A 25,401-nucleotide genomic window follows, 5' to 3' on the forward strand; every position below is an offset into this window, starting at 1 on the left:
TATGCCTGCAGTAACATATGAACATATTAAAACTTGTAAACAATCAGGTGCAAGATTAGGTATTGTACATACGCCACATGGCTCATTTGAAACACCTATGTTTATGCCAGTTGGTACTAAAGCTACCGTTAAAACTATGAGTCCAGAAGAATTGCGTCAAATAGAGGCTCAGATTATTTTAGGAAATACGTATCATTTGTGGTTGCAACCTGGAAATGATATCATCAAACACGCTGGGGGGCTCCATAAATTCATGAATTGGAATGGTCCTATTTTAACTGATTCTGGAGGATTCCAAGTTTTTAGTTTAAGTAATTTACGTAAAATTTCAGAAGAAGGCGTTGAATTTAGACATCATACAAATGGTTCTAAATTATTTTTAAGTCCTGAAAAATCAATGCAAATTCAAAATGATTTAGGTTCAGACATCATGATGGCGTTTGATGAATGTCCACCTATGCCTTCTGAATATGAATATGTAAAAAATTCTATTGAAAGAACTACACGTTGGGCAGAAAGATGTTTAAAAGCACATGCTCGTCCTGAAGAACAATCACTTTTTGGAATTATCCAAGGTGGTGAATATAAGGATTTACGTGAACAAAGCGCTAAAGAGCTTGTCGAATTAGATTTTCCTGGATATGCAATTGGTGGCCTTTCAGTAGGAGAACCTAAGCCAGTTATGTACGAGATGGTTGAACATACAGAACAATTCATGCCTAAAGATAAACCTAGATATTTAATGGGTGTGGGATCACCAGACGCATTGATTGAATGTAGTATTCGTGGAATGGATATGTTTGACTGCGTACTACCAACTCGTATAGCTAGAAATGGTACATGTATGACTTCAAATGGACGTTTAGTTATTAAGAATGCTAAATTTGCAGATGATTTAAGACCATTAGATGAAAATTGTGATTGTTATACATGTAAAAATTATTCTAGAGCATATATAAGACACTTAATCAAAGCAGAAGAAACCTTTGGTATACGTCTTACTACTATTCATAATTTACATTTTCTGCTAAAATTAATGGAAGATATTAGACAAGCCATTCGAGAAGATAGACTTTTAGATTTTAAAGCAGAATTCTTCGAACAGTATGGATTAAATGTAGATAACCCTAAAAACTTTTAAAGAGGAGAATGTAACATGCAATTTACATCATTGATATTACCGATCTTATTATTGGCTCTAATGTATTTCTTCTTAATTAGACCACAACAAAAACGTGCTAAAGAGCATCGTGAAATGATCAGTCGTGTTGAAGCTGGCCAAAGAATTACTACAATCGGTGGAATTAAAGGTACAGTTAAAGCAGTTGACGAAACAACAGTAGTCGTAACAGTAAATGGACACGGTACTGAAATGACTTTTGAAAAACCAGCTATTAAACAAGTTGATCCTTCATAAAGTAAAATAAAAAATGTTAGTTTAATTGTTATTAATTATAAATACTGATGCTATCAATTTAGGTAGTATCGGTATTTTTATTTTTATCCAAAATTATATATATTTTAATTCATTAAGCGAATTTTATAGTGAACTAAATAGCTTACTTTCTTTAAGTTTACAAATCAATTCCTAATAAGAAAGTATCCAATAATTTCGCTCTAAAGTGTAGTATGTTAATATGAATAGGTCGTAAAAAGTTAATCTTTTGATTCCGACTTGCAAATATTAGGATTTTTCGAGTATTCTAGTATCATAAGTAAATAATGAGGTGTTCATGTGAAGAAAAGTAGTAGACTGATTGCATTCTTACTACTGGTAGTCCTTCTGTTCGCAGGTATGGGTCTTACATACAAGAATGTAATTAAGAATGTTAACTTAGGCCTTGATTTACAAGGTGGCTTCGAGGTACTTTATCAAGTTGATCCATTACATAAGGGTGATAAAATTGATAAAAATGCGTTGCAATCAACAGCGCAAACCCTAGAAAACCGTGTTAACGTATTAGGTGTTTCTGAACCTAAAATCCAAGTTGAAGATCCTAATAGGATAAGAGTACAACTTGCAGGGGTTAAAGATCAGAAAGAAGCAAGAAAGATTTTATCATCTCAAGCTAATTTAACGATTCGTGATGCAGATGATAAAGTTAAATTAAGCGGTGCAGATATTAAACAAGGGTCTGCTAAGCAAGAATTTAAACAAAATACAAATGACCCAACAGTTACTTTTAAAGTCAAAGATAAAAACAAATTTAAAAAAGTAACTGAAGAAATATCTAAAAAGCAAAATAATGTGATGGTTGTTTGGTTAGACTTCAAAAAAGGCGATAGCTATAAAAAAGAAGCTAACAAAAAAGATCCTAAATTCGTATCAGCTGCAAATGTTGATCAACCAATTAATTCCGACAGTGTAGAAATTTCTGGTGGATTCCATGGTCAAGAAGGCGTTAAAAAGGCTAAGCAAATTTCAGAGCTATTAAATGCCGGATCTTTACCAGTTGATCTTAAAGAAATTTATTCTAACTCAGTAGGAGCAGAATTTGGTCAAGACGCTTTAGATAAAACAATCTTTGCTTCAGTAGTTGGGGTAGCACTAATTTACCTATTTATGTTAGGTTTCTATAGATTACCAGGTTTAGTGGCAATTATTGCATTAACAACATATATTTATCTAACTCTAGTAGCATTTAACTTTATATCAGGTGTCCTTACATTACCTGGTCTAGCAGCGTTAGTATTAGGTGTCGGAATGGCAGTAGATGCTAATATCATCATGTACGAGCGGATTAAAGATGAGTTGAGAATAGGTAGGACGCTTAAACAAGCATATTCCAAAGCAAATAAAAGTTCATTCTTAACTATCTTCGATTCAAACTTAACAACTGTAATTGCCGCAGCAGTCTTATTCTTCTTCGGTGAAAGCTCAGTTAAAGGTTTCGCGACAATGCTGTTACTTGGTATATTGATGATCTTCGTAACTGCAGTATTCTTATCTAGATTACTATTATCATTACTTGTTTATTCAAATCTATTTAAGAAAAAATTCTGGTTATTCGGTGTTAAGAAACAAGATAGACATGATATTAGTGAAGGTAAAGATGTGCATGATTTAAAAACTTCATTTGAAAAATGGAATTTTGTTAAATTAGCTAAACCACTCATTAGTTTAAGTATTTTAATCGTTGTTGTAGGTTTGGTTATTCTGTACATTTTCAAATTGAACTTAGGAATTGATTTCTCTGCAGGTACGCGTGTTGATTTACAATCAAAAGAACCGCTAACACAATCGAAAGTTGAAAAAGTAGTGAAAGAAGTTGGATTAGAAGCAGACCAAATTCAAATTAATGGATCTGGTAGTAAAAATGCGACAATTCAGTTCAAACAAGATTTATCTCAAGCAAAAGATAATCAGTTAAGTGACAAGATGAAATCTGAATTTGGTGATACACCACAAATCAATACAGTTTCACCACTGATTGGACAAGAATTAGCCAAAAATGCAATGCTTGCATTAGTTTATGCTGCATTAGGTATTATTATCTATGTGTCACTGCGATTTGAATGGAGAATGGGATTATCTTCTGTTTTAGCATTATTACATGACGTATTTATCATAGTTGCTGTATTTAGTTTATTACGTTTAGAAGTTGACTTAACGTTTATCGCAGCAATTTTAACGATAGTTGGTTATTCAATTAACGATACAATTGTTACGTTTGACCGTGTACGTGAAAACCTTCATAAAATTAAGGTCATCACTACATCAGAACAAATCGATGATATTGTTAATAGATCAATTAGACAAACAATGACACGTTCAATTAATACCGTATTAACAGTAGTCGTTGTTGTTGTGGCAATCCTTTTATTAGGAGCACCAACAATATTTAATTTCTCATTAGCATTATTAATTGGATTAATTTCAGGTGTATTCTCATCTGTATTCATTGCTGTTCCTCTATGGGGAATTATGAAAAAACGTCAATTGAAAAAATCATCTAATCATAAACTAGTTGTTTATAAAGAGAAAAAATCAAATGATGAAAAAATAGTAGTATAATTAACTAAAGGTTGAGCATAAATGTTGGATATAATCTGCAATAGATTTTCCCAACAAAGGCTCAACCTTTTTATTTTCTTCAATTTTAGATATAATGACATTTGGAAATGAGGAAGGTTACTTATGATTAAATCTAAATATAATTGGAATTTAAATAACCCAACTGAATATATAACTGATGATATTGTTAAACGATTAAAACTATCACCTATTATTAAGAAAATTTTAGAAAGTAAACATATTGTTGACGAAGAAGGCATTCAACAAACACTAAATGGTGTGGAAATAGATCATGAAACCTCTCTTTTAAGTGATATCGACAAAACAGTTGAACGAATTAATCAAGCCATCGATAAAAATGAACGCATTCTTGTGTATGGAGATTATGATGCTGATGGCGTTACTTCTACAACAATATTAGTACATACACTTCAAAAGTTAGGAGCTCAAGTAGGATGGTATATTCCAAACCGTTTTACAGAAGGATATGGACCTAATGAAATGGCCTTCCAAAATGCCTATGATGAAGGCGTATCACTAATTATTACAGTGGATAATGGTATACAAGGTCATAATGAAATTAAAATGGTACAAGATTTAGGTGTAGATGTGATTGTGACCGATCATCATGAAATAGGTCGTACCTTACCTGAAGCATATGCTATCGTACACCCAATGCATCCAGAATTTGATTATCCATTTAAATATTTATGTGGTGCAGGAGTAGCATACAAACTAGCACAAACATTGTTAGATAATGTACCAAATTATTTTAAAGCGTACGCTGCGATTGGAACAATTGCGGATTTAGTATCTTTAACAGATGAGAATCGTTCGATTGTTCAAAATGGATTGCGAGTGATGAATGAAAGTTGTCCTATAGCAATAAAAGCGTTATTGAATCAAGCAAGTTTCAATGATGAAATTTCAGAAGAAACAATAGGGTTTATTATTGGTCCAAGATTAAACGCAGTAGGAAGATTGGAGGATGCATCTTTAGCTGCTGAGCTATTGATGTCAGATAGTCCAGAAGAAGCGGAATTCTTGGCAGAACAAGTAGAGCATTTTAATCAAGAACGTAAAGATATTGTCGTTTCTATAACAGAAGAAGCACTTGCAATGGCAGAAGACTATGTTAAGCAAGGTCACCAATTTCTATTGTTAGCTAAAGAAGATTGGCACGAAGGTGTATTAGGTATCGTTGCTTCTAAAATTGTAGAGACATATAGTTTGCCAACGTTAATATTAAATATTGATTATGAACAAAATCATGCTAAAGGGTCAGCAAGATCAATTGAACAAGTATCAATGTTCGAAATATTAAGTGCGCACCAAGATTTAATTAGCAAGTTTGGTGGCCATCATATGGCTGCAGGAATGACGATGGACATTGATAATATAGATGAGTTACGCACTGGCTTAAATGATTGGATGGCGCGTTTAAGTGAAACAACATCGCTAGAGCCAAGTAAGAATGTTGATGTATTACTAGATGAATCTGATATTACAATTAAAAATATTAGAGATATTCAAAAATTAAGACCTTTTGGTACGGATTTCACTTCTCCGTTATTTGAAATAAGAGATATTGCTATTAAATCTCTTAAAGCAATAGGAAAAGAACAGAATCACTTAAAAATGACATTAGGTGAATCAAATTTAGTTTCATTGTTTTGGCAAAATGGCGCATATGCATCTCAATTAGAAATAGGTCAACCTGTAAATTTAATTGGTAATCTTCAAATTAATGAGTGGAACGGTAATCAAACACCTCAATTTATGGTTCAAGATATTGCTATGGATACATTGCAAATATTAGACTACCGAAGTAAAAGTAAAAATACAGATTTCTTAAATAATGATGAAACTACTGCTTTTATGATTCAATCAAAAGCCCAAAAATTAAATGAAAATGAATTTTATTATGGTGAAACTGTACCTGATCATTTTGATAAAATGGTATTAAGAGATTTACCCATGACGCTTGATGAGCTAAAACTTACTTTACAACAAACACAAATCTCTCAGGTTTATATCGTATTCCAACATAAAGCTTCAATTTATTTTGAAGGTATGCCTAGCAAAGAATTATTTAAAAAATGTTATAAAGCTTTAATTAATAAAAAAGAAATGAATTTAGCAACTGAAGGTATGATGTTATGCGAATTTCTCAATATTAAAGCAAATATACTAAAATTTATGTTAAAAGTATTTTTAGAATTAGGATTTATTAACGAAGATGATGGTATAATAACGATTGCGACTCAACCTAGTAAACAGGACATAGAATCAAGTCAGATGTATCAAAGTAGGTTGTCTAGAATAGAAGTTGAAAAATTATTATTATACGATGATTTTACGCATTTAAATCAATGGATAAAATCACATTTGGGAGATAATTATTAGGAGGAAATTTTAAAATGGATTTAAAACAATATGTATCTGAAGTTCCAGATTGGCCGAAACCGGGAGTTAGTTTTAAAGATATTACAACAATTATGGATAATGGTAAAGCTTATGGTTATGCCACAGACCAAATTGTAGAGTATGCAAGAGAAAAAGACGTGGACGTAGTAGTTGGACCAGAGGCTCGCGGATTTATTATTGGTTGTCCTGTAGCATATTCTATGAGTATTGGATTTGCACCAGTTCGTAAAGAAGGAAAGTTACCTCGCGAAGTTATCAAATATGAGTATAACTTAGAATATGGAACAAATGTCTTAACAATGCATAAAGATGCTATTAGACCAGGACAAAGAGTATTAATCACTGACGATTTATTAGCCACTGGTGGTACTATCGAAGCTGCTATTAAACTTGTTGAAAAATTAGGCGGCATCGTAGTTGGCATTGCATTCATTATAGAATTAAAATATTTAAACGGTATTGAAAAAATTAAAGATTATGATGTAATGAGTTTAATTTCTTACGATGAATAGTATTAATTTAAAACTTGTAAACTAAAGAATATAAGCTAGTTCTCACACTTATTAACATATTATCGTTAATAATATGATATATGAGAACTAGTTTTTTGCATTTAAGGAATTAACGGACCAGTCAAATGTATTTATATAAACAGTGAAGATAAAATTAAGGTAGGGTTGCTTTACAATATAATTGAGATTCATTTATTTATTCAAAAAATTGTAGTATCATATAGCTAATATTATATTTTAATTCATGATAGATAGCTTATCAGTGCCTCTAAATTTTGATAAAATGAAAACAATTCAAAGTTGTTGAGTCACATGGCTATTTTGTTTTCTTTTTAAATTTAAGCCATTAGTTACATTTAATGATTATTTATTATATAAAGTCATTTTAATGTTTTTTAGATAAGCCTTTACTAAATGAGTTAGTTAAAAATTAATTTGCATAAATTCTTATCATCATTTTTAATTTTAGGGCATAATACATAACAATCGATAATAAAGTTCAGAGATAGAAATATAATCAATAAGTGGGGTGTCTATATTGAATAACGAGTATCCTTATAGTGCTGACGAAGTGCTTTACAAGGCAAAGTCCTATTTAAGTGAAAGTGAATATCAATATGTTTTAAAAAGTTATCATATTGCTTATGAAGCACATCAAGGGCAATTCAGAAAAAATGGCCTGCCATATATCATGCATCCTATACAAGTAGCGGGAATTCTTACTGAAATGAGATTAGACGGACCCACGATAGTTGCAGGTTTCTTACATGATGTCATTGAAGATACGCCGTATACATTTGATGACGTCAAAAATATGTTTAATGAAGAAGTTGCAAGAATTGTAGACGGTGTTACAAAATTAAAAAAAGTAAAATATCGTTCTAAGGAAGAACAACAAGCAGAAAATCACCGTAAATTGTTTATAGCCATTGCCAAAGATGTGCGTGTTATTCTAGTTAAATTAGCAGATAGATTACATAATATGAGAACGCTTAAAGCAATGCCTAGAGAAAAACAAATTAGAATTTCTAAAGAAACCCTAGAAATTTATGCCCCATTAGCTCATAGACTAGGTATTAATACAATTAAATGGGAATTAGAAGATACTGCCTTAAGATACATTGATAGCGTGCAATATTTCCGCATCGTTAATTTAATGAAGAAAAAACGTAGTGTACGTGAAGCATATATTGAAAATGCTATTGGTCAAATTCAAGGTGAAATGGATAAAATGAGTATTGTTGGTGAAATCAACGGTCGACCAAAGCATATATATAGCATTTATAGAAAAATGATGAAACAGAAAAAGCAATTCGATCAAATATTTGATCTACTTGCTGTACGAATCATTGTTAATACTATTAATGATTGTTATGCAATTTTAGGTCTTGTACATACGTTATGGAAACCTATGCCAGGACGTTTTAAAGATTATATAGCAATGCCTAAACAAAATATGTACCAATCATTACATACAACTGTAGTTGGTCCTAATGGCGATCCGCTAGAAATACAAATTCGTACTTACGAAATGCATGAAATTGCTGAACATGGTGTAGCAGCACATTGGGCATACAAAGAAGGTAAAACTGTAAATGAGAAAACACAGGATTTCCAAAATAAATTAAATTGGTTAAAAGACTTAGCTGAAACAGACCATACGTCATCTGACGCACAAGAATTTATGGAATCTTTAAAATACGATTTACAAAGTGATAAAGTCTATGCATTTACACCTGCAAGTGATGTTATAGAATTGCCATATGGTGCGGTACCAATTGATTTTGCATATGCGATTCATAGTGAAGTAGGAAATAAAATGATTGGTGCTAAAGTAAATGGAAAAATCGTACCAATTGATTATATTCTTCAAACTGGTGATATCATTGAAATTAGAACCAGTAAACATTCTTATGGACCAAGTAGAGACTGGCTAAAAATTGTTAAATCATCAAGCGCTAAGAGTAAAATTAAAAGTTTCTTTAAAAAGCAAGACCGTTCTTCAAATATTGAAAAGGGCAAATTCATGGTTGAAGCGGAAATTAAAGAACAAGGATTTAGAGTTGATGATATTCTTACTGAAAAAAATATAGAAGTAGTAAATGAAAAATATCATTTTGCAAATGAAGATGACTTGTATGCTGCAGTTGGTTTTGGTGGTGTAACTGCAGTTCAAATTGTTAATAAATTGACTGAACGTCAAAGAATATTAGATAAACAAAAAGCACTAAACGAAGCACAAGAGGTAACTAAATCTGTACCAATAAAAGAAGATATTATCACTGATAGTGGTGTTTATGTTGAAGGACTAGAAAATGTTCTAATTAAACTATCAAAATGTTGTAATCCTATACCAGGTGATGATATTGTAGGTTATATCACCAAAGGTCACGGTATTAAAGTGCATAGAACAGATTGTCCTAATATAAAAAATGAAACAGAAAGATTAATTTCGGTTGAATGGGTTAAATCAAAAGATTCGACCCAACGTTATCAAGTTGATCTTGAAGTTACTGCATATGATCGTAATGGTCTATTAAATGAAGTGTTACAAGCAGTCAATTCAACTGCAGGTAGTTTAATAAAGGTTTCTGGCCGTTCCGATATTGATAAAAATGCAGTTATTAATATTAGTGTCATGGTTAAAAATGTAAATGATGTTTACCGTGTAGTTGAAAAGATTAAACAGTTAGGTGATGTATATACTGTTACAAGAGTATGGAACTAGAACTTAAGAGGTGCAAAGAAAAATGAGAGTAGTTGTACAAAGAGTTTCAGAAGCTTCTGTATCAAATGACAACATTCACAATTCTATTAAAAAGGGTTATTGCTTATTAGTAGGTGTTGGTAAATCATCAACAGAAGCTGATGTGCAAGCAGTTGCCAAGAAGATTGCGAATGCTAGATTATTTGAAGATGAAAATGACAAACTGAATTTTAATATTCAACAAATTGAAGGAGAAATATTATCTATTTCACAATTCACTTTATATGCTGATGTGAAAAAAGGTAATCGACCTGGCTTTTCAAATTCTAAATCACCTGATGAAGCAAATGAATTATATGAATCGTTCAATGAGGCATTAAGATCATATGGATTAAATGTGAAAACAGGTGAATTTGGAACACATATGAATGTAGAAATTCATAATGATGGTCCTGTTACAATCATTTATGAGAGTCAGGATGGCAAAGTAATATGAACAACTTGAGTAAATGGTTAACTAAAAGTTGGCAAAATAATCGCCTTACATTTATTGTTGTCATTTGTTTTGTGTTGTTTCTAATATTATTATTTATGTTCTTAAATTATAATGATGAAGATAATGGCACAATATCTATTACTGAAAGCGCAGAGTTGAGAACAGGACCAAATGCTGCTTATCCTGTTATCTATAAAATTGAAAAAGGCGATACCTTTGAAAAGATAGGTAAATCTGGGAAATGGATTGAAGTGAAGAATAAAGCTGGAGACAAAAAAGGTTGGGTTGCTGGTTGGCATACTAACTTAAATATCCATGCCGATAATTCTAAAAAATCTAATCCATTAAAAGGGAAAACGATTGTACTTGACCCTGGTCACGGTGGACGTGATCAGGGAGCTTCAAGTAATACTTCCTCAAAAAGTTTAGAAAAAGTATATACATTAAAAACTGCAAAAGAGTTAAAAGCATTACTTGAAAAAGAAGGTGCTCATGTAAAAATGACACGTTCTGATGATACATATGTGTCTTTGGATGATAGGAATATCAAAGGAGACGCTTTTATAAGCATACATAATGACTCGCTAGATTCCCCAAACGCTAACGGTGTAACTGTATATTGGTTACAAGATAACCAAGAATCACTAGCCCAAACACTTAGTAGTAGCATCCAAAAGAAATCCCTCCTTACAAATAAAGAAGCAAGGCAACAAAACTATCAAGTATTAAGACAAACGAATATTCCTGCAGTATTGTTAGAATTAGGTTATATTAGCAATCCAACAGATGAAGTTATGGTTAGAGATAAGTTACATAGACAAATTGTTGAAGAAGCAGTTGTTGACGGTCTAAAACAATATTTCTCATCATAGAACTTGCAAATCATTAGAAAACTCGTTATCATAATAATTGAATTATAAATAATAAACCAATTGTATTCTTGAAAGAATAAACAAAAGAGGTAGTATATAAATATATACGTAGAAATGTAACCCATAAGGCTGAAAGGTTACACTGAGTAGTTTATGACTTTGAACACAAGAAGAGGTGCTTTATTCCAAAGTAAAGCCGGGTAACGTACGTTAAACGTTTTGAGTGGATTTGAGACAATTATGTCTAAATCAATTAGGGTGGCAACACGGATATTCGTCCCTTGTGTAGTATTAAATACTATGCAAGGGCTTTTTTATTTAATTTTTTAAATTTATAACGAAATAAACGTGCTCAGTATTAGTAAAGGAGATAAAATATGATTAAAATTCCAAGAGGAACACAAGATATATTACCAGAAGATTCAATCAAATGGCGTTATATTGAGAACAAACTTGATCAATTAATGGAACTATACAACTATCAAGAAATTAGAACGCCTATTTTTGAAAGCACTGAACTTTTTGCTAGAGGTGTGGGAGATTCTACTGACGTCGTTCAAAAAGAAATGTACACATTTAAAGATAAAGGTGACCGTAGCATTACATTAAGACCTGAAGGGACAGCTGGTGTAGTTCGTTCTTATATTGAACATAAAATGCAAGGTAACCCAAATCAACCTGTGAAGTTATATTATAATGGTCCAATGTTCCGATATGAACGTAAACAAAAAGGTCGTTATCGTCAATTTAACCAATTTGGTGTTGAGGCAATTGGTTCAGAAAATCCAAGTATTGATGCTGAAGTATTAGCGATGGTTATGCATATATATGAATCTTTTGGTTTAAAACATTTGAAGTTAGCGATTAATAGTATTGGTGATAGTGATTCTCGTAAAGAATATAACGAAGCGTTAGTAAAACATTTCGAACCAGTTATCGGTGACTTTTGTCAAGATTGTCAATCACGATTACACTCTAATCCAATGAGAATATTGGATTGTAAAGTTGATAGAGACAAAGAGGCAGTTAAAAATGCTCCACGTATTACTGATTTTTTAAACGAGGATTCTAAAGCATATTATGAGCAAGTAAAAAAACATTTAGATGATTTAGGTATTCCTTACGTAGAAGATCCTAATTTAGTACGTGGATTAGATTATTATACTCATACAGCATTTGAATTGATGATGGATAACCCTAATTATGACGGTGCAATTACAACGCTTTGTGGTGGCGGACGTTATAATGGTCTTCTTGAATTATTAGGTGGACCAAGTCAAACAGGTATTGGCTTTGCATTAAGTATTGAAAGATTACTTCTAGCATTGGAAGAAGAAGGCATTGAACTAGATTTTGAAAATGAATTTGATTTATTTGTAGTAACTATGGGAGAAGCTGCAGATCGATATGCAGTTAAGTTACTTAATCAGCTACGTAAAAATGGTGTTAAAGCAGATAAAGATTATATGAACAGAAAAATTAAAGGACAAATGAAACAAGCTGACCGATTAAATGCGAAATATACTATTGTAATTGGTGATCAAGAATTAGAAAACAATCAAATTGATATTAAAAATATGGAAACCGGTGAATCTGAATCAATACAATTAGATCAAATTGTTGATTATTTTCATAAATAGAAAGGGAGTTTTAAAATGAGTAAGCGAACAACATATTGTGGATTAGTTACAGAGAACTTATTAAACGAAAAAGTAACTTTAAAGGGATGGGTTCATAACAGACGTGACTTAGGTGGATTAATTTTTATTGATTTAAGAGATAGAGAAGGTATAGTACAAATTGTGTTTAATCCAGACTTTTCTCAAGAAGCATTAAATATTGCAGAAACTGTTAGATCAGAATATATCGTAGAAGTACAAGGTGTAGTTACTAAACGTGATGCTGAAACAGTAAACCCTAAAATAAAAACAGGTCAAGTGGAAGTGCAGGTTGAAAATATTGAAATTATCAATAAATCTGAAACACCACCATTTTCAATTAATGAAGAAAATACAAATGTAGATGAAAATATAAGATTAAAATATAGATATTTAGATTTACGTCGACAAGAACTAGCACAAACTTTTAAAATGAGACATCAAACAACACGTTCAATTCGTCAATACCTAGATGAAAGTGGATTCTATGATATTGAAACACCAGTTTTAACAAAATCAACGCCAGAAGGTGCAAGAGACTATTTAGTACCTTCTCGTGTACATGATGGTGAATTTTATGCATTACCACAATCACCACAGCTATTTAAACAATTATTAATGATTAGTGGTTTTGACAAATATTATCAAATCGTAAAATGTTTCCGTGATGAAGATTTACGTGCTGACCGTCAACCTGAGTTCACTCAAGTCGATATAGAAATGAGTTTTGTTGATCAAGAAGATGTTATGGCTATGGGTGAAGAAATGTTACGTAAAGTCGTAAAAGATGTTAAAGGTATTGATGTTGAAGGCCCATTCCCACGCATGACTTATGAAGAAGCGATGAATCGTTATGGATCAGATAAACCTGATACACGTTTTGATATGGAATTAATTAATGTTTCACAATTAGGTCATGAAATGGACTTTAAAGTATTTAAAGATACAGTTGAAAACAATGGAGAAATAAAATCTATTGTAGCTAAAGGTGCTGCAGAACAATATACTCGTAAAGATATGGATGCATTAACAGAGTTTGTTAACATATACGGTGCTAAAGGATTAGCTTGGGTTAAAGTAACGGAAGAAGGTTTAACAGGACCTATTGCACGTTTCTTTGAAGACAAAGATGCTGAATTATTAAAATCACTTACTGATGCAGAAGCTGGAGACCTAGTTATGTTTGTAGCTGACAAACCTGAAGTGGTAGCACAAAGTTTAGGTGCATTACGTATTAAACTTGCAAAAGAATTAGGCTTGATTGATGAAACGAAATTAAACTTCTTATGGGTAACTGATTGGCCATTATTAGAATATGATGATGAAAGCAAACGTTATGTAGCAGCGCATCATCCATTCACATCACCTAAGAAAGAAGATATTGATAAATTAGATTCTGAACCTGAAAATGCCCAAGCTAATGCATATGATATTGTATTAAATGGATATGAATTAGGCGGAGGTTCTATTAGAATTCACAACGGTGAATTACAAGAAAAAATGTTTGAAGTATTAGGATTTACCAAAGAACAAGCGCAAGAACAATTTGGTTTCTTACTTGATGCATTCAAATATGGTGCACCACCACATGGCGGTATTGCGTTAGGTTTAGATAGATTAGTTATGCTATTAACTAATAGAACTAATCTTAGAGATACAATTGCTTTCCCTAAAACAGCGTCAGCTACTTGTTTATTAACAGATGCTCCGGGAGAAGTGTCAGATAAACAATTAGAAGAATTATCACTACGTATTAGACATTAATTGATAAACTATTAAGATTTATCATTTATCGTTTATGTCTAATTATTGACTTAACAAAAATGATTAAAAAAATACGAAGTTGATTAATTCCTTTATCATGAGATTTGTGGTAATATAATGACATAAGATAGTCATCTGTGATGTTCGTAAGTTTGCTTTTTATTTGGGCCTAACACTCTTTGATCAGGGAGCCCAATAGGTTTTCATGCAGCGCACACGCCTCATTTGGAGGACTTGCAAAACATGAAACAGGGCACCCACCTGTATAAAACAGGCCGAATGATCAAGCTATTTATAACTACGGCATCTACGGACTCTATCGGTACGCAAGACTTAGGTCTTGCGTATTTTTATTTTTAAATTAAAATAATATATACATAACATAAAAGTAGATTGTTTAGTTAAAGGAGATTAAAATGAAACATCAATTTTCTAGAAATGAATTAGCTGTAGGACAAGAAGGACTTGAATTATTAAAAAGTAAAACAGTAGCCGTATTAGGCGTTGGTGGAGTAGGGTCTTTCGCTGCTGAAGCATTAGCCAGAACAAATATTGGTCATATCATTTTAATTGATAAAGATGATGTTGATATTACAAATGTCAATCGTCAAATTCATGCACTTACATCTACAATTGGACAAAGTAAAGTAACACTTATGGAAGAACGAATTAAGCAAATTAATCCAGACTGTAAGGTAACTTCACTACATATGTTCTACACTGAAGAAACTTATGAAGAGATTTTTAATAATTATGATATAGATTACTTTATTGATGCGAGTGATACAATTATTTATAAAGTACATTTAATGAAAGAGTGCCTTGAAAGAGGTATCGACATGATTTCCAGCATGGGTGCGGCTAATAAAATTGATCCAACTCGTTTCCAAATAGCAGATATTTCTAAGACACATACTGATCCAATGGCAAAGGTAATTAGAAATAGATTAAAACGACTTGGGATTCGTAGTGGAATTAAAGTCGTCTTTTCAGATGAAAGTCCGATAGTTATACGTGAAGATGTAAAAGAAACAGTTGGCGATAAAAATGCAATTAATAGAAAAGGGCAAATGCCACCATCATCAAATGCATATGTACCTAGTGTCGTTGGGTTAATATGTTCAAGCTACGTTATTAACGATATTTTAAAAGATATTCCATTGAGACGTATTAAAGATAAAGGACAATACTAATAATCGTATTAGGTATAAAATAAAAAGATAGCTCATTCATACGTAATTAATACGTTGAAGAAGAGCTATCTTTTTTGTTTATTTTGACTGATTCAATAAATTTTCATAAATGGCTTTAAATTGTTGTTCGCTTTTAGAGGTAGTTTTAGGTTCATAATAAATTCGATTTTTAAGTATATCAGGTAAATACTGTTGTACAACATGACCGTTTTCATAATTGTGCGGATATTTGTATCCAGTTGCACGTCCTAATTCTTTTGCACCAGCATAATGACCATCTTTTAAGTAATCGGGGATTTGACCTACTTTACCTTGTCTAATATCACTTAATGCTTTATCAATTGCAGATATACCTGAGTTAGATTTAGGTGATAAACATAATTCAATCACAGCTTGGCTTAATGGTATTCTTGCTTCAGGAAAACCTAAACGTTCAGCTGATTGAATTGCAGCTAATGTTCGGTGACCCGCATTAGGTGAAGCAAGTCCTACATCTTCATAACTTATAACTAAAAGTCGTCTTACAATTGTTGGTAAATCACCAGCTTCAATAAGACGTGCTAGATAATGTAATGCCGCATTGACATCACTACCCCGAATAGATTTTTGAAATGCACTCATAACATCATAGTGCATATCGCCATCTTTATCACTTACAAATGCACCTTTTTGTAAACAATCTTTAGCATCTTGCAAAGTTATATGACGTGATCCGTCTTTTTCAGAAGCACTTAAAACCGCTAATTCTAATGCATTTAATGCACTTCTAACATCGCCTTGACTCTGAGTTGAAAAGTATGTCATTGCATCCTCATCTACAATAGGAGAATAAGACTTAAGGCCTCTCTCTTTATCTTCTAACGCTCTATTCAAAGCGATATGAACATCATCATCGTTCAATGGATAAAGTTCAAAAATTTGAGCTCTAGAACGTATTGCTGGATTGATGGCATGATATGGATTTGAAGTTGTAGCACCAATCAAGACAATTTTCCCATTTTCTAAATGAGGTAATAGAAAATCTTGTTTTGCTTTATCTAAACGATGGATTTCATCTAATAACAAAATCACTTGTCCAGACATTTTTGCTTCATCAACAACCATTTGCATATCTTTTTTAGTGTTTGTTACAGCATTTAATTGTCTAAATTTATATTGAGTACTACCGGCAATAGCTTTAGCAATACTTGTTTTTCCTATTCCAGGAGGACCATAAAAAATCATTGAAGAAAGTCGTTTAGTATCAACCATCCTTCTTATGATACCTGTTGGTCCAACTAAATGTTGTTGTGATATAATTTCATCTATATTAGTAGGTCTCATCCTAGACGCTAAAGGTTCAGTATTCACATTTGTCACACCTTTCTAATATAATCTTAACGTAAAAAATGGTAAAATGGGAATAAATAATTCGAATTAAGTGAGGTTATACAATGAAAATATCAACAAAAGGGAGATATGGTTTAACTTTAATGATTTCTCTTGCTAAAAGAGAAGGACAAGGGTGTGTATCATTAAAAACCATTGCGGAAGAAAATAATTTAAGTGATTTATATTTAGAACAACTTGTGGGACCCTTAAGAAATGCTGGATTAATTCGAAGCGTTCGTGGTGCTAAAGGTGGTTATCAATTAAGACTACCATCAGAAGAAATTACAGCTGGTGATATAATCAGATTGCTAGAAGGGCCTATTACTTTTGTGGAAAGTATTGAATCAGAACCACCAGCACAAAAACAATTATGGATCAGAATGAGAGATGCAGTTCGTGACGTATTAGATAATACAACACTTCAATACCTAGCGGAATACAAAGAAACCGACCAAAACCTCGACGGTTATATGTTTTATATATAGGGACCCAGCAGAGAGAAACTGACGTGTCAGTTTCAACAAGCAAAGCCAGCTGGGCAAGGGACCCTTCACAAAGAAATTGGTAAAACCAATTTCAACGAGCAAAGCAAGAAGGGCAAGGGACCCACCAAAGAATTTTTCAAAAACATACATGAAACAGTGATTACCTATACTCTATAATCCGAATGTTACTTATAAGAAACAAAATGTATAATCTGAGTTTCTTATATAATAAGTCTTATCTTTCGAACCAAAATCTAAAAAAATATAAATTTTTTGGTTTTATATGTTTAGTTCTATAAACAAGTGGTATTTATGGAATATACATCACATAAGTTGTTGAATTAATTAAATTAACAACATATAAGATGTATTTAAGTTAAAATTAAACTTTTAACAAAATACAAATTTGTTCAAAATCGAAAGGAGCTTTTATTTATGGGATTCATGGATAAAGCAAAAGACGCAGCAGAAAAATTCAAAAACAGTGATAATGAGCAAGTAAACAAAGCGAAAGACACTATTAACGAGTATACTGATACTGGTAAAGGTGACAAAGATAAAAAAGAAGACAAAGACGATAAATAATCGTTTAAAATATTTTTTAGAGATAGCATTCAATGCTATCTCTTTTTTTATAGAAAAAAGGAGTAAGGCAAATCTAAAATGCCTTACTCCTTATGAATTTATATTACATTGCATCAATAATATGTTTGAATTTTTGATATGAATCATATTGTTTTTGTTGATCGTAAATATAACTTACACCCATAATTTCATCAATATCTCCATAGTAATCAATGAAATCTTTAAGTTTTTGTTTAACTGTGCTTTCAGACCCAATTAAAGAGGATTTAATTCTTTGTTTGGCCATTTCTAATTCTCTTGGTGTTAAAATTTGATCTAATTCATTTGTTGGTGGTTGAACAGGTTGCATTTTACCTCTCGTAATACTAACCATAACCTGAGCCATTGAAGTAGCTAGATACTCAGCTTCTTCATCAGTATCACCTATAATTACGTTTAATCCTATAATGACATAAGGTTCACTTAATACATCAGATGGTTCAAACAATTCTTTATAAATTTCAATAGCTTCTTTCATCTGTTGTGGTGCAAAATGACCTGCAAATACATAAGGTAATCCTCTTCTAGCTGCAACATGTGCAGAATCAGTAGATGATCCAAGTATATAAAGAGGGACATTTTTATTAACTGCTGGATAAGCACGTACATATGCTTGTTGATTTGCTGGACCAAAATATGTTTGTAATTGATCGACTTCTTCTGGAAATTGATATACGCCATTATGTTGGTCTCGACGTAGCGCACTTGCTGTCATCATATCAGTACCCGGCGCTCTACCTAAACCTAAATCAACTCGATTTGGAAATAAAGTAGCCATCGTACCAAATTGTTCTGCGACTATGAGTGGTGCATGGTTAGGTAACATAATGCCACCAGAACCAACTTTTATAGATTGAGTATGCTCTAAAGTATGTTGGATTAATAATGCTGTGGCAGAACTTACTAAATTTGGTGCGTTATGATGTTCTGCTATCCAATAGCGTTCATAACCAAAATCTTCCAATTGTTGTGCCAATGAAATCATATCATTTAAAGCTTCTCTATCTTCTTGTCCTTCTCTGATAGGGACAAGGTTTAATGCGGAAACCTTTAAGTTATTCAAATTGATCATGCCTCCATAGTAAAAATAGTATATGAAGTATAACAATGTTTATTTGATTAAAATAATAAACTGCTCATATGTATTTTAGTCTCTTGATTTTGATTGAAAAATAGAATATTAATGATTCATAAATATCATGGGTAGTATACGTAATAATAATTTCAACTAATTATGGATAATGTTAAAATTAAAGTAACTATTAATCAAACAGATAGGTAGAAAAATAGTTTTCTAGGTGCTATTATAGGAACATTGATAATTTTGTGAGGAGTGTCAAAACATGGAAGTATATGCAGATTATGCTGCAACAACCCCAGTTAAACCTGAAGTAGTAGATTCTATGATGAACATATATCAAACTCATTATGGGAATCCATCTTCTATTCATTCAATTGGTAGAGATGCCCGTAAATATTTAGATGAGTCTCGCCGAACAGTAGCACAATGTTTAGGTGCAAAAGCTAACGAAGTGATTTTTACTAGTGGTGCAACGGAATCTAATAATACTGCAATAAAAGGGCTAGTAAAAGCTAATGAGCACATTGGTAATCATTTAATTACAACAAAAATTGAGCATCACTCCGTACTAAATGTATTTGAACAATTAGAACGAGAAGGATATGACGTAACATATTTAGACGTTGATGATACTGGTGCAATAGATTTAGATCAATTAGAAGAAGTGATTACAGATAAGACAATTCTAGTGTCTATCATGTTTGTTAACAACGAAGTAGGTACTGTTCAACAAATGTATGATATAGAAGATATTGTTACAGCTACAAATGCATTATTCCATGTAGATGCAGTTCAAGCAATCGGTCATTTAGATATTAATTTTGACGATTTTAAATTTGATACAATGAGTGTCACTGGTCATAAATTTGGTGGACCTAAAGGTGTTGGTGCGCTATTAGTTAGAGAGAATACTCCGATACAGTATAGTCAACTTGGAGGAGAACAAGAAACTAAACGTCGTGCTGGTACAGAAAACTTAGCGCAAATTGTCGGCTTTGCAAAAGCAATTGAACTTGCTGAACAACATAGAGATGAAAATAATATTCATTTAATGAATTTAAAAGAATTATTTTTAGTTAGCTTACAAGAACGTGCTATTCCATTTGAACTTAATGGTTCAATGGTAGATACAACAGGTCATATTATAAATTTATATTTTCCATTTATTGATGTTGAAACAATGTTAACTTTATTAGACTTAAGTCAGATTTATGTATCATCTGGCTCAGCTTGTACAGCAGGTTCAACTACTCCGTCACATGTATTAGCTGCAATGTACGAAGATGAAGAACGTGCTAAACATTCTGTAAGATTTAGCTTTAACGAAATTACTACCGAACAAGAAGTCAAATATATAGTTGCAGAAATTCATAAAATATACCATAAATTTAAGGAGGAATAGTAGTGACAAATAAAGATAATCGCGTAGTCGTTGGTATGTCTGGTGGCGTAGATAGTTCAGTAACAGCATCTCTGTTAAAAGAACAAGGCTATGATGTTATAGGTATTTTCATGAAAAATTGGGACGATACCGATGAAAATGGTGTATGTACTGCAACAGAAGATTATAATGATGTCATTGAAGTTTGTAACCAAATTGGCATTCCATATTATGCAGTTAACTTTGAACAAGAGTATTGGGATAAAGTGTTCACCTACTTTTTAGATGAATATAAAAAAGGGCGTACACCAAATCCTGACGTTATGTGTAATAAAGAAATTAAATTCAAAGCCTTTCTAGAACATGCACTGAAATTAGGTGCAGATTATGTAGCAACAGGTCATTATGCAAGAATAAGAAGACATGACGATGGACATGTTGAAATGTTAAGAGGCGTTGATAATAATAAAGATCAAACTTATTTCTTAAATCAACTTTCACAGCAACAGCTTTCAAAAGTAATGTTCCCAATAGGTGATATTGAGAAAAAACGTGTGCGTGAAATTGCTGAAGAACAAAACTTAGCAACAGCTAAAAAGAAAGATTCTACAGGAATTTGTTTTATAGGTGAAAGAAACTTCAAAACATTCTTATCACAATATTTGCCAGCTCAATCAGGTGATATGGTGACATTAGATGGTAAAAAAATGGGTACACATAGTGGATTAATGTACTACACTATCGGTCAACGACATGGTTTGGGTATCGGTGGAGACGGTGATCCTTGGTTTGTAGTCGGTAAAAATTTAGAAGATAATGTCCTTTATGTAGAGCAAGGATTCCATCATGAGGCATTATACAGTGACTATTTAATTGCTTCAGATGTTTCATTTGTTAATGAAAATGAAATTGATTTAGAACAAGGATTTTACTGTACTGCTAAATTTAGATACCGTCAAAAAGATACAAAAGTATTTGTACAACGTGAAAATGACGAAGCTATTAGAGTAACTTTCAATGAACCAGTTAGAGCTATCACACCTGGTCAAGCGGTTGTATTTTATAATGAAGAGGTTTGTCTTGGTGGTGCAACAATTGATGATGTGTATAAAACATCAGGTCAATTAAGTTATGTTGTGTAAAAAATCAGCCATTAATTCATAGAAATGTTTCTTTGAATTAATGGCTTTTTAATATGAATGATTGTGGTAGTATCCAACCATTGGAGAACATGACAAATTCATTTTAAATAAAAATACATAAAGTGGTAAAATATGATTAAAATAAAAGTTTGAACTTGAAATGAAATCATATAATACCTATATCATTATTTAAGAATTAAGGAGATGTAATTTTAAATATGATAGATCAAAAAACGATATATCAATTTATCAAAGAAGGCCAATTAGAAGAAGCTTTAAAAGCTTTGTTTGATAATATAGAAGAAGATCCATCAATTACTGAAAATTATATTAATGCTGGTATTGTATTGGCAGATGTTGGTGAAATTGAGAAATCTGAGCGATTTTTTCAAAAAGCAATAACGATTGATTCAGAAAATGGAGCAATATATTATAATTTAGGAAACTTATATTACAATCAAGGTAGATATAATGAAGCGATAAAGTTATACCAACAAGCTATGAAATATGATGTGGAACCTGTAGATTGTAACTATATGATTGGAATGGCTTTTAATCAATTAAATGCGCATAAAGAAGCATTACCATTTTTAATGACAGCAGCTGAAAAAGATCAACAACATGATATAGAAGTACAGTTTCAATATGGTTTAGTATTGTGTCAGCTAGAAATGTTTGATGCTGCAATAACACAATTAAACTATGTGTTGTCATTGGATTCATCACATGTAGATGCGATTTACAATCTTGGACTGGCTGCTTACATGAAGAATGAAGATATAAATGAAGCGATAGCATATTTTAAGCAAGCAGTTGAGATTGATCCAGAACATTTACTAAGTCAACATGCTTTAAAAACATTTTCAACTATGCAAGAAGAGGAGGAGTAATATGACTGACCCTACACTATTTGATTATTCAATGATAAAAGGCACTGTAGAAGCGATTTTGTTTCAAAATAGTGATAATTACTATACAGTTTTAAAAGTGGATACCATTGAGACAAACGAATCATTTGATACAATGCCAACAGTGGTAGGGTTTCTTCCTAATGTTGTTGAAGGTGATGTATATACATTTAAAGGACAAACTGTTGAGCATCCAAGATATGGTAAACAATTAAAAGCCGAAACATTTGAAAAAGAATTACCACAAACTAAAGATGCAATCATCAGTTATTTATCAAGTGATTTATTTAAAGGAATAGGTAAAAAAACAGCACAAAACATCGTAAATACTTTAGGAGAAAATGCGATTAATGATATTTTAAACGACGCTAGTGTTCTCGAAAAAGTACCTAGCTTGCCTAAGAAAAAACAAAAGCAAATTGCAGAACAAATTGCTTCTAATCAAGAATCTGAAAAAGTCATGATTAGATTACATGATTTAGGTTTTGGTCCAAAATTAGCTAGTTCTATTTATCAATATTACGGTGCAGAAACGTTAAGTGTATTAGATAAAAATCCATATCAACTTGTCTATGATATTAAAGGTATTGGCTTTAGTAAAGCTGATCAATTAGCACAAAAAATAGGAATTAAATTTGATGACCCTGAACGTTTAAAAGCAGGTTTATTATTTACGTTAGAGGAAGAATGTATTAAACAAGGACATACTTATATACCTAATGATCAAATTATTGCAGCAACTTTTAATGTTTTAACACAAAATAATAATAATGATGATAACCAAATTAATCATGAGCATTTACAAACAATGTTATTACAATTGAATGAAGAAAAAAGATTAATTGTAGATAAAGAAAAAATATCGATTCCAAGTCTTTACTATTCAGAATTAAAAAGTGTTCAAAACTTATATAGAATTAAAACTCATACTACAAAATTAAAAGAAATAGAACAATCTGATTTACAATTACATATAGGTGATATCGAAACAAATAATGAAGTGAGCTATGCTGCTTCACAAAAAGATGCATTACAAACGGCTATAAATTCTAAAATTATGTTACTAACTGGTGGACCGGGAACAGGGAAGACAACAGTTATAAAAGGAATAGTGGAATTATATGCAGAGGTGCACGGAATATCTTTAGACTACGATGACTATCAAGAAGATGATTATCCAGTTGTACTAGCAGCACCAACAGGTAGAGCTTCAAAAAGATTACAAGAATCTACTGGATTAGAAGCCATGACGATTCATAGATTGATTGGATGGAATCAAGATACCCAACCTGAAGATATTTTGGAAAATGAAATTAATGCGCGTTTGATTATAATTGATGAAATGTCAATGGTTGATACTTGGCTATTCCATCAATTTTTAAGTGCAGTGCCATTAGATGCTCAAATTATTCTTGTAGGAGATGAAGACCAACTTCCTTCTGTTGGACCTGGACAAGTCTTTAAAGATTTAATAGACTCAAATACGATTCCAAGGGTTAATTTAACTGAGGTATATAGACAACAAGATGGATCTAGTATTATAGAATTGGCACATCGCATGAAGTTAGGACAACCAATTGATATTACACAACGATTCCATGACAGAAGTTTTATTAATTGTGGTACAGAACAAATACCTAATGTAGTTGAGAAAGTCGTAAACAGTGCGGTAAATAAAGGATATGACATGAGTGATATTCAAGTACTAGCACCAATGTATAAAGGTAATGCAGGTATTAAAAGGTTAAATCAAATATTACAATCTATTCTAAATCCAAAAGAAAAAGATACTAGAGAAATCGAATTTGGCGATGTTGTCTTTAGAAAAGGAGATAAAGTTCTACAATTAGTTAATCGTCCTAATGATAATATCTTTAACGGGGACATTGGCGTAATTCTTGGTATTTTCTGGGCAAAAGAAAATGCTTTAAATAAGGATGTACTAGTCGTAGACTTTGAAGGAAATGAAATTACTTTTACAAGACAGGATATGCTCGAATTAACCCATGCATACTGTACATCTATCCATAAATCTCAAGGTTCAGAATTTCCAATCGTGATTATGCCTATAGTTAAACAATATTTTAGAATGCTACAAAGACCTATTTTATATACTGGTTTAACAAGAGCGAAACAATCATTAGTATTACTAGGGGATCCCCAAGCGTTTGATATCGGTCTTAACACAAACGGTCAGAAAAGATTAACGCAATTATTTACTTTATTAAAACAATACTTTACTGAAGAAAAATCCTATGATTTATCTTTAACTGAAGAGAATAATGAGTCAAATGATTCACAAGGTATACATTATGAAGATGATGTTTCAGATGAAAATGATGAAAATGATTCAGACAAGGCTATGACTATAGAATTAACTGAAGAAACAATATATCAAATTGATCCTATGATTAATATGGGAGAAACTTCACCGTATGATTTCGCTAATCGTTGACATTTGAAAACAATAAAATTAAAATAAACTTAAGTTCGCATAAAGACGAGTAAACAATTTTGAATTTTAAGAGATGTGCTGGTTGGTGGAAAGCACAATTAAAATTGTTGAACGCTACTTTGTGTCAATTTAAATATGTGACTAAAGTGATAAGTAAAGGTTAGCATGGAATAATTGATTAAAATTCATATTCTAATAAATGCAGTATTAATCCTAACCGTAATAACTTATAACTAGGGTGGTACCGCGACAACGTTCGTCCCTTTTGTGGATGAACGTTTTTTGTTTACCTTATAACACTAGTGTCCAA

19 protein-coding genes and 1 other RNA gene are annotated in these 25,401 nt (G+C 31.8%); 18 read left to right on the top strand and 2 right to left on the bottom strand.

The genetic code is table 11. The features are described 5' to 3' along the window. The first annotated feature begins 1 nt into the window (after nt 1). From tgt to LFT63_RS01120, 12 genes are all read left to right on the top strand, one after another. Entirely contained in the window at nt 2-1,141 is a 1,140-nt protein-coding gene (tgt, locus tag LFT63_RS01065) for a tRNA guanosine(34) transglycosylase Tgt (RefSeq protein WP_017637061.1), read from the top strand. Nucleotides 1,142-1,156: 15 nt separating this feature from the next. Beyond that, nucleotides 1,157-1,417 (top strand): preprotein translocase subunit YajC, encoded by a 261-nt coding sequence (gene yajC, locus LFT63_RS01070; protein ID WP_017637062.1) that lies wholly within the window; start codon nt 1,157-1,159, stop codon nt 1,415-1,417. A gap of 318 nt (nt 1,418-1,735) precedes the next feature. Further along, on the top strand, nt 1,736-4,015 hold the full coding sequence (gene secDF / locus LFT63_RS01075) for a protein translocase subunit SecDF (RefSeq protein WP_108017096.1): 2,280 nt from the start codon (nt 1,736-1,738) through the stop codon (nt 4,013-4,015). Nucleotides 4,016-4,138: 123 nt separating this feature from the next. Then, nucleotides 4,139-6,421, top strand: coding sequence for a single-stranded-DNA-specific exonuclease RecJ (gene recJ / locus LFT63_RS01080; RefSeq protein WP_126567938.1), 2,283 nt, complete (start codon nt 4,139-4,141; stop codon nt 6,419-6,421). 14 nt (nt 6,422-6,435) lie between these two features. Further along, nucleotides 6,436-6,954 (top strand): adenine phosphoribosyltransferase, encoded by a 519-nt coding sequence (locus LFT63_RS01085; RefSeq protein ID WP_340767782.1) that lies wholly within the window; start codon nt 6,436-6,438, stop codon nt 6,952-6,954. A 538-nt stretch (nt 6,955-7,492) separates the two neighbouring features. Further along, nucleotides 7,493-9,682, top strand: coding sequence for a RelA/SpoT family protein (locus tag LFT63_RS01090; RefSeq protein WP_340767783.1), 2,190 nt, complete (start codon nt 7,493-7,495; stop codon nt 9,680-9,682). 22 nt (nt 9,683-9,704) lie between these two features. Continuing rightward, nucleotides 9,705-10,157, top strand: coding sequence for a D-aminoacyl-tRNA deacylase (gene dtd, locus LFT63_RS01095; protein ID WP_017637067.1), 453 nt, complete (start codon nt 9,705-9,707; stop codon nt 10,155-10,157). After that, nucleotides 10,154-11,029, top strand: a complete 876-nt coding sequence (locus LFT63_RS01100) for an N-acetylmuramoyl-L-alanine amidase (protein ID WP_017637068.1) — start codon at nt 10,154-10,156, stop codon at nt 11,027-11,029. The genes dtd and LFT63_RS01100 overlap by 4 nt, the downstream gene beginning before the upstream one ends. Before the next feature lie 377 nt (nt 11,030-11,406). After that, the gene (gene hisS, locus LFT63_RS01105) at nt 11,407-12,669 is read left to right on the top strand and encodes a histidine--tRNA ligase (RefSeq protein ID WP_340767784.1); all 1,263 of its coding nucleotides are present in this window, start codon (nt 11,407-11,409) and stop codon (nt 12,667-12,669) included. Between the two features lie 15 nt (nt 12,670-12,684). Next, entirely contained in the window at nt 12,685-14,451 is a 1,767-nt protein-coding gene (gene aspS, locus LFT63_RS01110) for an aspartate--tRNA ligase (protein ID WP_017637070.1), read from the top strand. A gap of 129 nt (nt 14,452-14,580) precedes the next feature. Then, a non-coding RNA gene (ssrS, locus tag LFT63_RS01115) (6S RNA) lies at nt 14,581-14,771 on the top strand. A gap of 96 nt (nt 14,772-14,867) precedes the next feature. After that, a complete protein-coding gene (locus LFT63_RS01120) occupies nt 14,868-15,644 on the top strand; it encodes a tRNA threonylcarbamoyladenosine dehydratase (protein ID WP_017637071.1) in 777 nt (258 codons plus the stop codon). A 78-nt stretch (nt 15,645-15,722) separates the two neighbouring features. On the opposite strand, the gene LFT63_RS01125 is transcribed toward LFT63_RS01120, so the two are convergent. Further along, entirely contained in the window at nt 15,723-16,994 is a 1,272-nt protein-coding gene (locus tag LFT63_RS01125) for a replication-associated recombination protein A (RefSeq protein ID WP_017637072.1), read from the bottom strand. A gap of 83 nt (nt 16,995-17,077) precedes the next feature. Here LFT63_RS01125 and cymR point away from each other — a divergent pair, with 83 nt between their 5' ends. Next, nucleotides 17,078-17,500 (top strand): cysteine metabolism transcriptional regulator CymR, encoded by a 423-nt coding sequence (cymR, locus tag LFT63_RS01130; protein WP_017637073.1) that lies wholly within the window; start codon nt 17,078-17,080, stop codon nt 17,498-17,500. Between the two features lie 435 nt (nt 17,501-17,935). After that, nucleotides 17,936-18,085, top strand: a complete 150-nt coding sequence (locus tag LFT63_RS01135) for an SAS049 family protein (protein WP_002451815.1) — start codon at nt 17,936-17,938, stop codon at nt 18,083-18,085. Nucleotides 18,086-18,188: 103 nt separating this feature from the next. On the opposite strand, the gene LFT63_RS01140 is transcribed toward LFT63_RS01135, so the two are convergent. Beyond that, nucleotides 18,189-19,196, bottom strand: a complete 1,008-nt coding sequence (locus LFT63_RS01140) for an LLM class flavin-dependent oxidoreductase (protein WP_177244143.1) — start codon at nt 19,194-19,196, stop codon at nt 18,189-18,191. A 271-nt stretch (nt 19,197-19,467) separates the two neighbouring features. On the opposite strand from LFT63_RS01140, the gene LFT63_RS01145 reads away from it, so the two are divergent. The 4 genes from LFT63_RS01145 to recD2 all read left to right on the top strand — a co-directional run bounded on the left by LFT63_RS01145 (nt 19,468) and on the right by recD2 (nt 25,091). Beyond that, the gene (locus tag LFT63_RS01145) at nt 19,468-20,607 is read left to right on the top strand and encodes a cysteine desulfurase family protein (RefSeq protein WP_340767785.1); all 1,140 of its coding nucleotides are present in this window, start codon (nt 19,468-19,470) and stop codon (nt 20,605-20,607) included. A 2-nt stretch (nt 20,608-20,609) separates the two neighbouring features. Next, a complete protein-coding gene (gene mnmA, locus LFT63_RS01150) occupies nt 20,610-21,728 on the top strand; it encodes a tRNA 2-thiouridine(34) synthase MnmA (RefSeq protein WP_340767786.1) in 1,119 nt (372 codons plus the stop codon). 218 nt (nt 21,729-21,946) lie between these two features. Next, nucleotides 21,947-22,618, top strand: coding sequence for a tetratricopeptide repeat protein (locus tag LFT63_RS01155; RefSeq protein ID WP_029055708.1), 672 nt, complete (start codon nt 21,947-21,949; stop codon nt 22,616-22,618). A gap of 1 nt (nt 22,619) precedes the next feature. After that, the gene (gene recD2, locus LFT63_RS01160) at nt 22,620-25,091 is read left to right on the top strand and encodes an SF1B family DNA helicase RecD2 (RefSeq protein WP_340767787.1); all 2,472 of its coding nucleotides are present in this window, start codon (nt 22,620-22,622) and stop codon (nt 25,089-25,091) included. Nucleotides 25,092-25,401: the final 310 nt, after the last annotated feature.

The organism is Staphylococcus sp. FSL H8-0121, from assembly GCF_038008425.1.
Classification (GTDB): Bacteria; Bacillota; Bacilli; order Staphylococcales; family Staphylococcaceae; genus Staphylococcus; species Staphylococcus pasteuri.

Bases quoted from the DNA above. Each gene is read 5' to 3' on its own strand.
- LFT63_RS01145 (WP_340767785.1), top strand. From the start codon at position 19,468: ATGGAAGTATATGCAGATTATGCTGCAACAACCCCAGTTAAACCTGAA.
- hisS (WP_340767784.1), top strand. From the start codon at position 11,407: ATGATTAAAATTCCAAGAGGAACACAAGATATATTACCAGAAGATTCA.
- yajC (WP_017637062.1), top strand. From the start codon at position 1,157: ATGCAATTTACATCATTGATATTACCGATCTTATTATTGGCTCTAATG.
- LFT63_RS01085 (WP_340767782.1), top strand. From the start codon at position 6,436: ATGGATTTAAAACAATATGTATCTGAAGTTCCAGATTGGCCGAAACCG.
- LFT63_RS01140 (WP_177244143.1), bottom strand. From the start codon at position 19,196: ATGATCAATTTGAATAACTTAAAGGTTTCCGCATTAAACCTTGTCCCT.
- LFT63_RS01100 (WP_017637068.1), top strand. From the start codon at position 10,154: ATGAACAACTTGAGTAAATGGTTAACTAAAAGTTGGCAAAATAATCGC.
- LFT63_RS01120 (WP_017637071.1), top strand. From the start codon at position 14,868: ATGAAACATCAATTTTCTAGAAATGAATTAGCTGTAGGACAAGAAGGA.
- dtd (WP_017637067.1), top strand. From the start codon at position 9,705: ATGAGAGTAGTTGTACAAAGAGTTTCAGAAGCTTCTGTATCAAATGAC.
- tgt (WP_017637061.1), top strand. From the start codon at position 2: ATGCCTGCAGTAACATATGAACATATTAAAACTTGTAAACAATCAGGT.
- LFT63_RS01155 (WP_029055708.1), top strand. From the start codon at position 21,947: ATGATAGATCAAAAAACGATATATCAATTTATCAAAGAAGGCCAATTA.
- LFT63_RS01135 (WP_002451815.1), top strand. From the start codon at position 17,936: ATGGGATTCATGGATAAAGCAAAAGACGCAGCAGAAAAATTCAAAAAC.
- recD2 (WP_340767787.1), top strand. From the start codon at position 22,620: ATGACTGACCCTACACTATTTGATTATTCAATGATAAAAGGCACTGTA.
- aspS (WP_017637070.1), top strand. From the start codon at position 12,685: ATGAGTAAGCGAACAACATATTGTGGATTAGTTACAGAGAACTTATTA.
- recJ (WP_126567938.1), top strand. From the start codon at position 4,139: ATGATTAAATCTAAATATAATTGGAATTTAAATAACCCAACTGAATAT.
- cymR (WP_017637073.1), top strand. From the start codon at position 17,078: ATGAAAATATCAACAAAAGGGAGATATGGTTTAACTTTAATGATTTCT.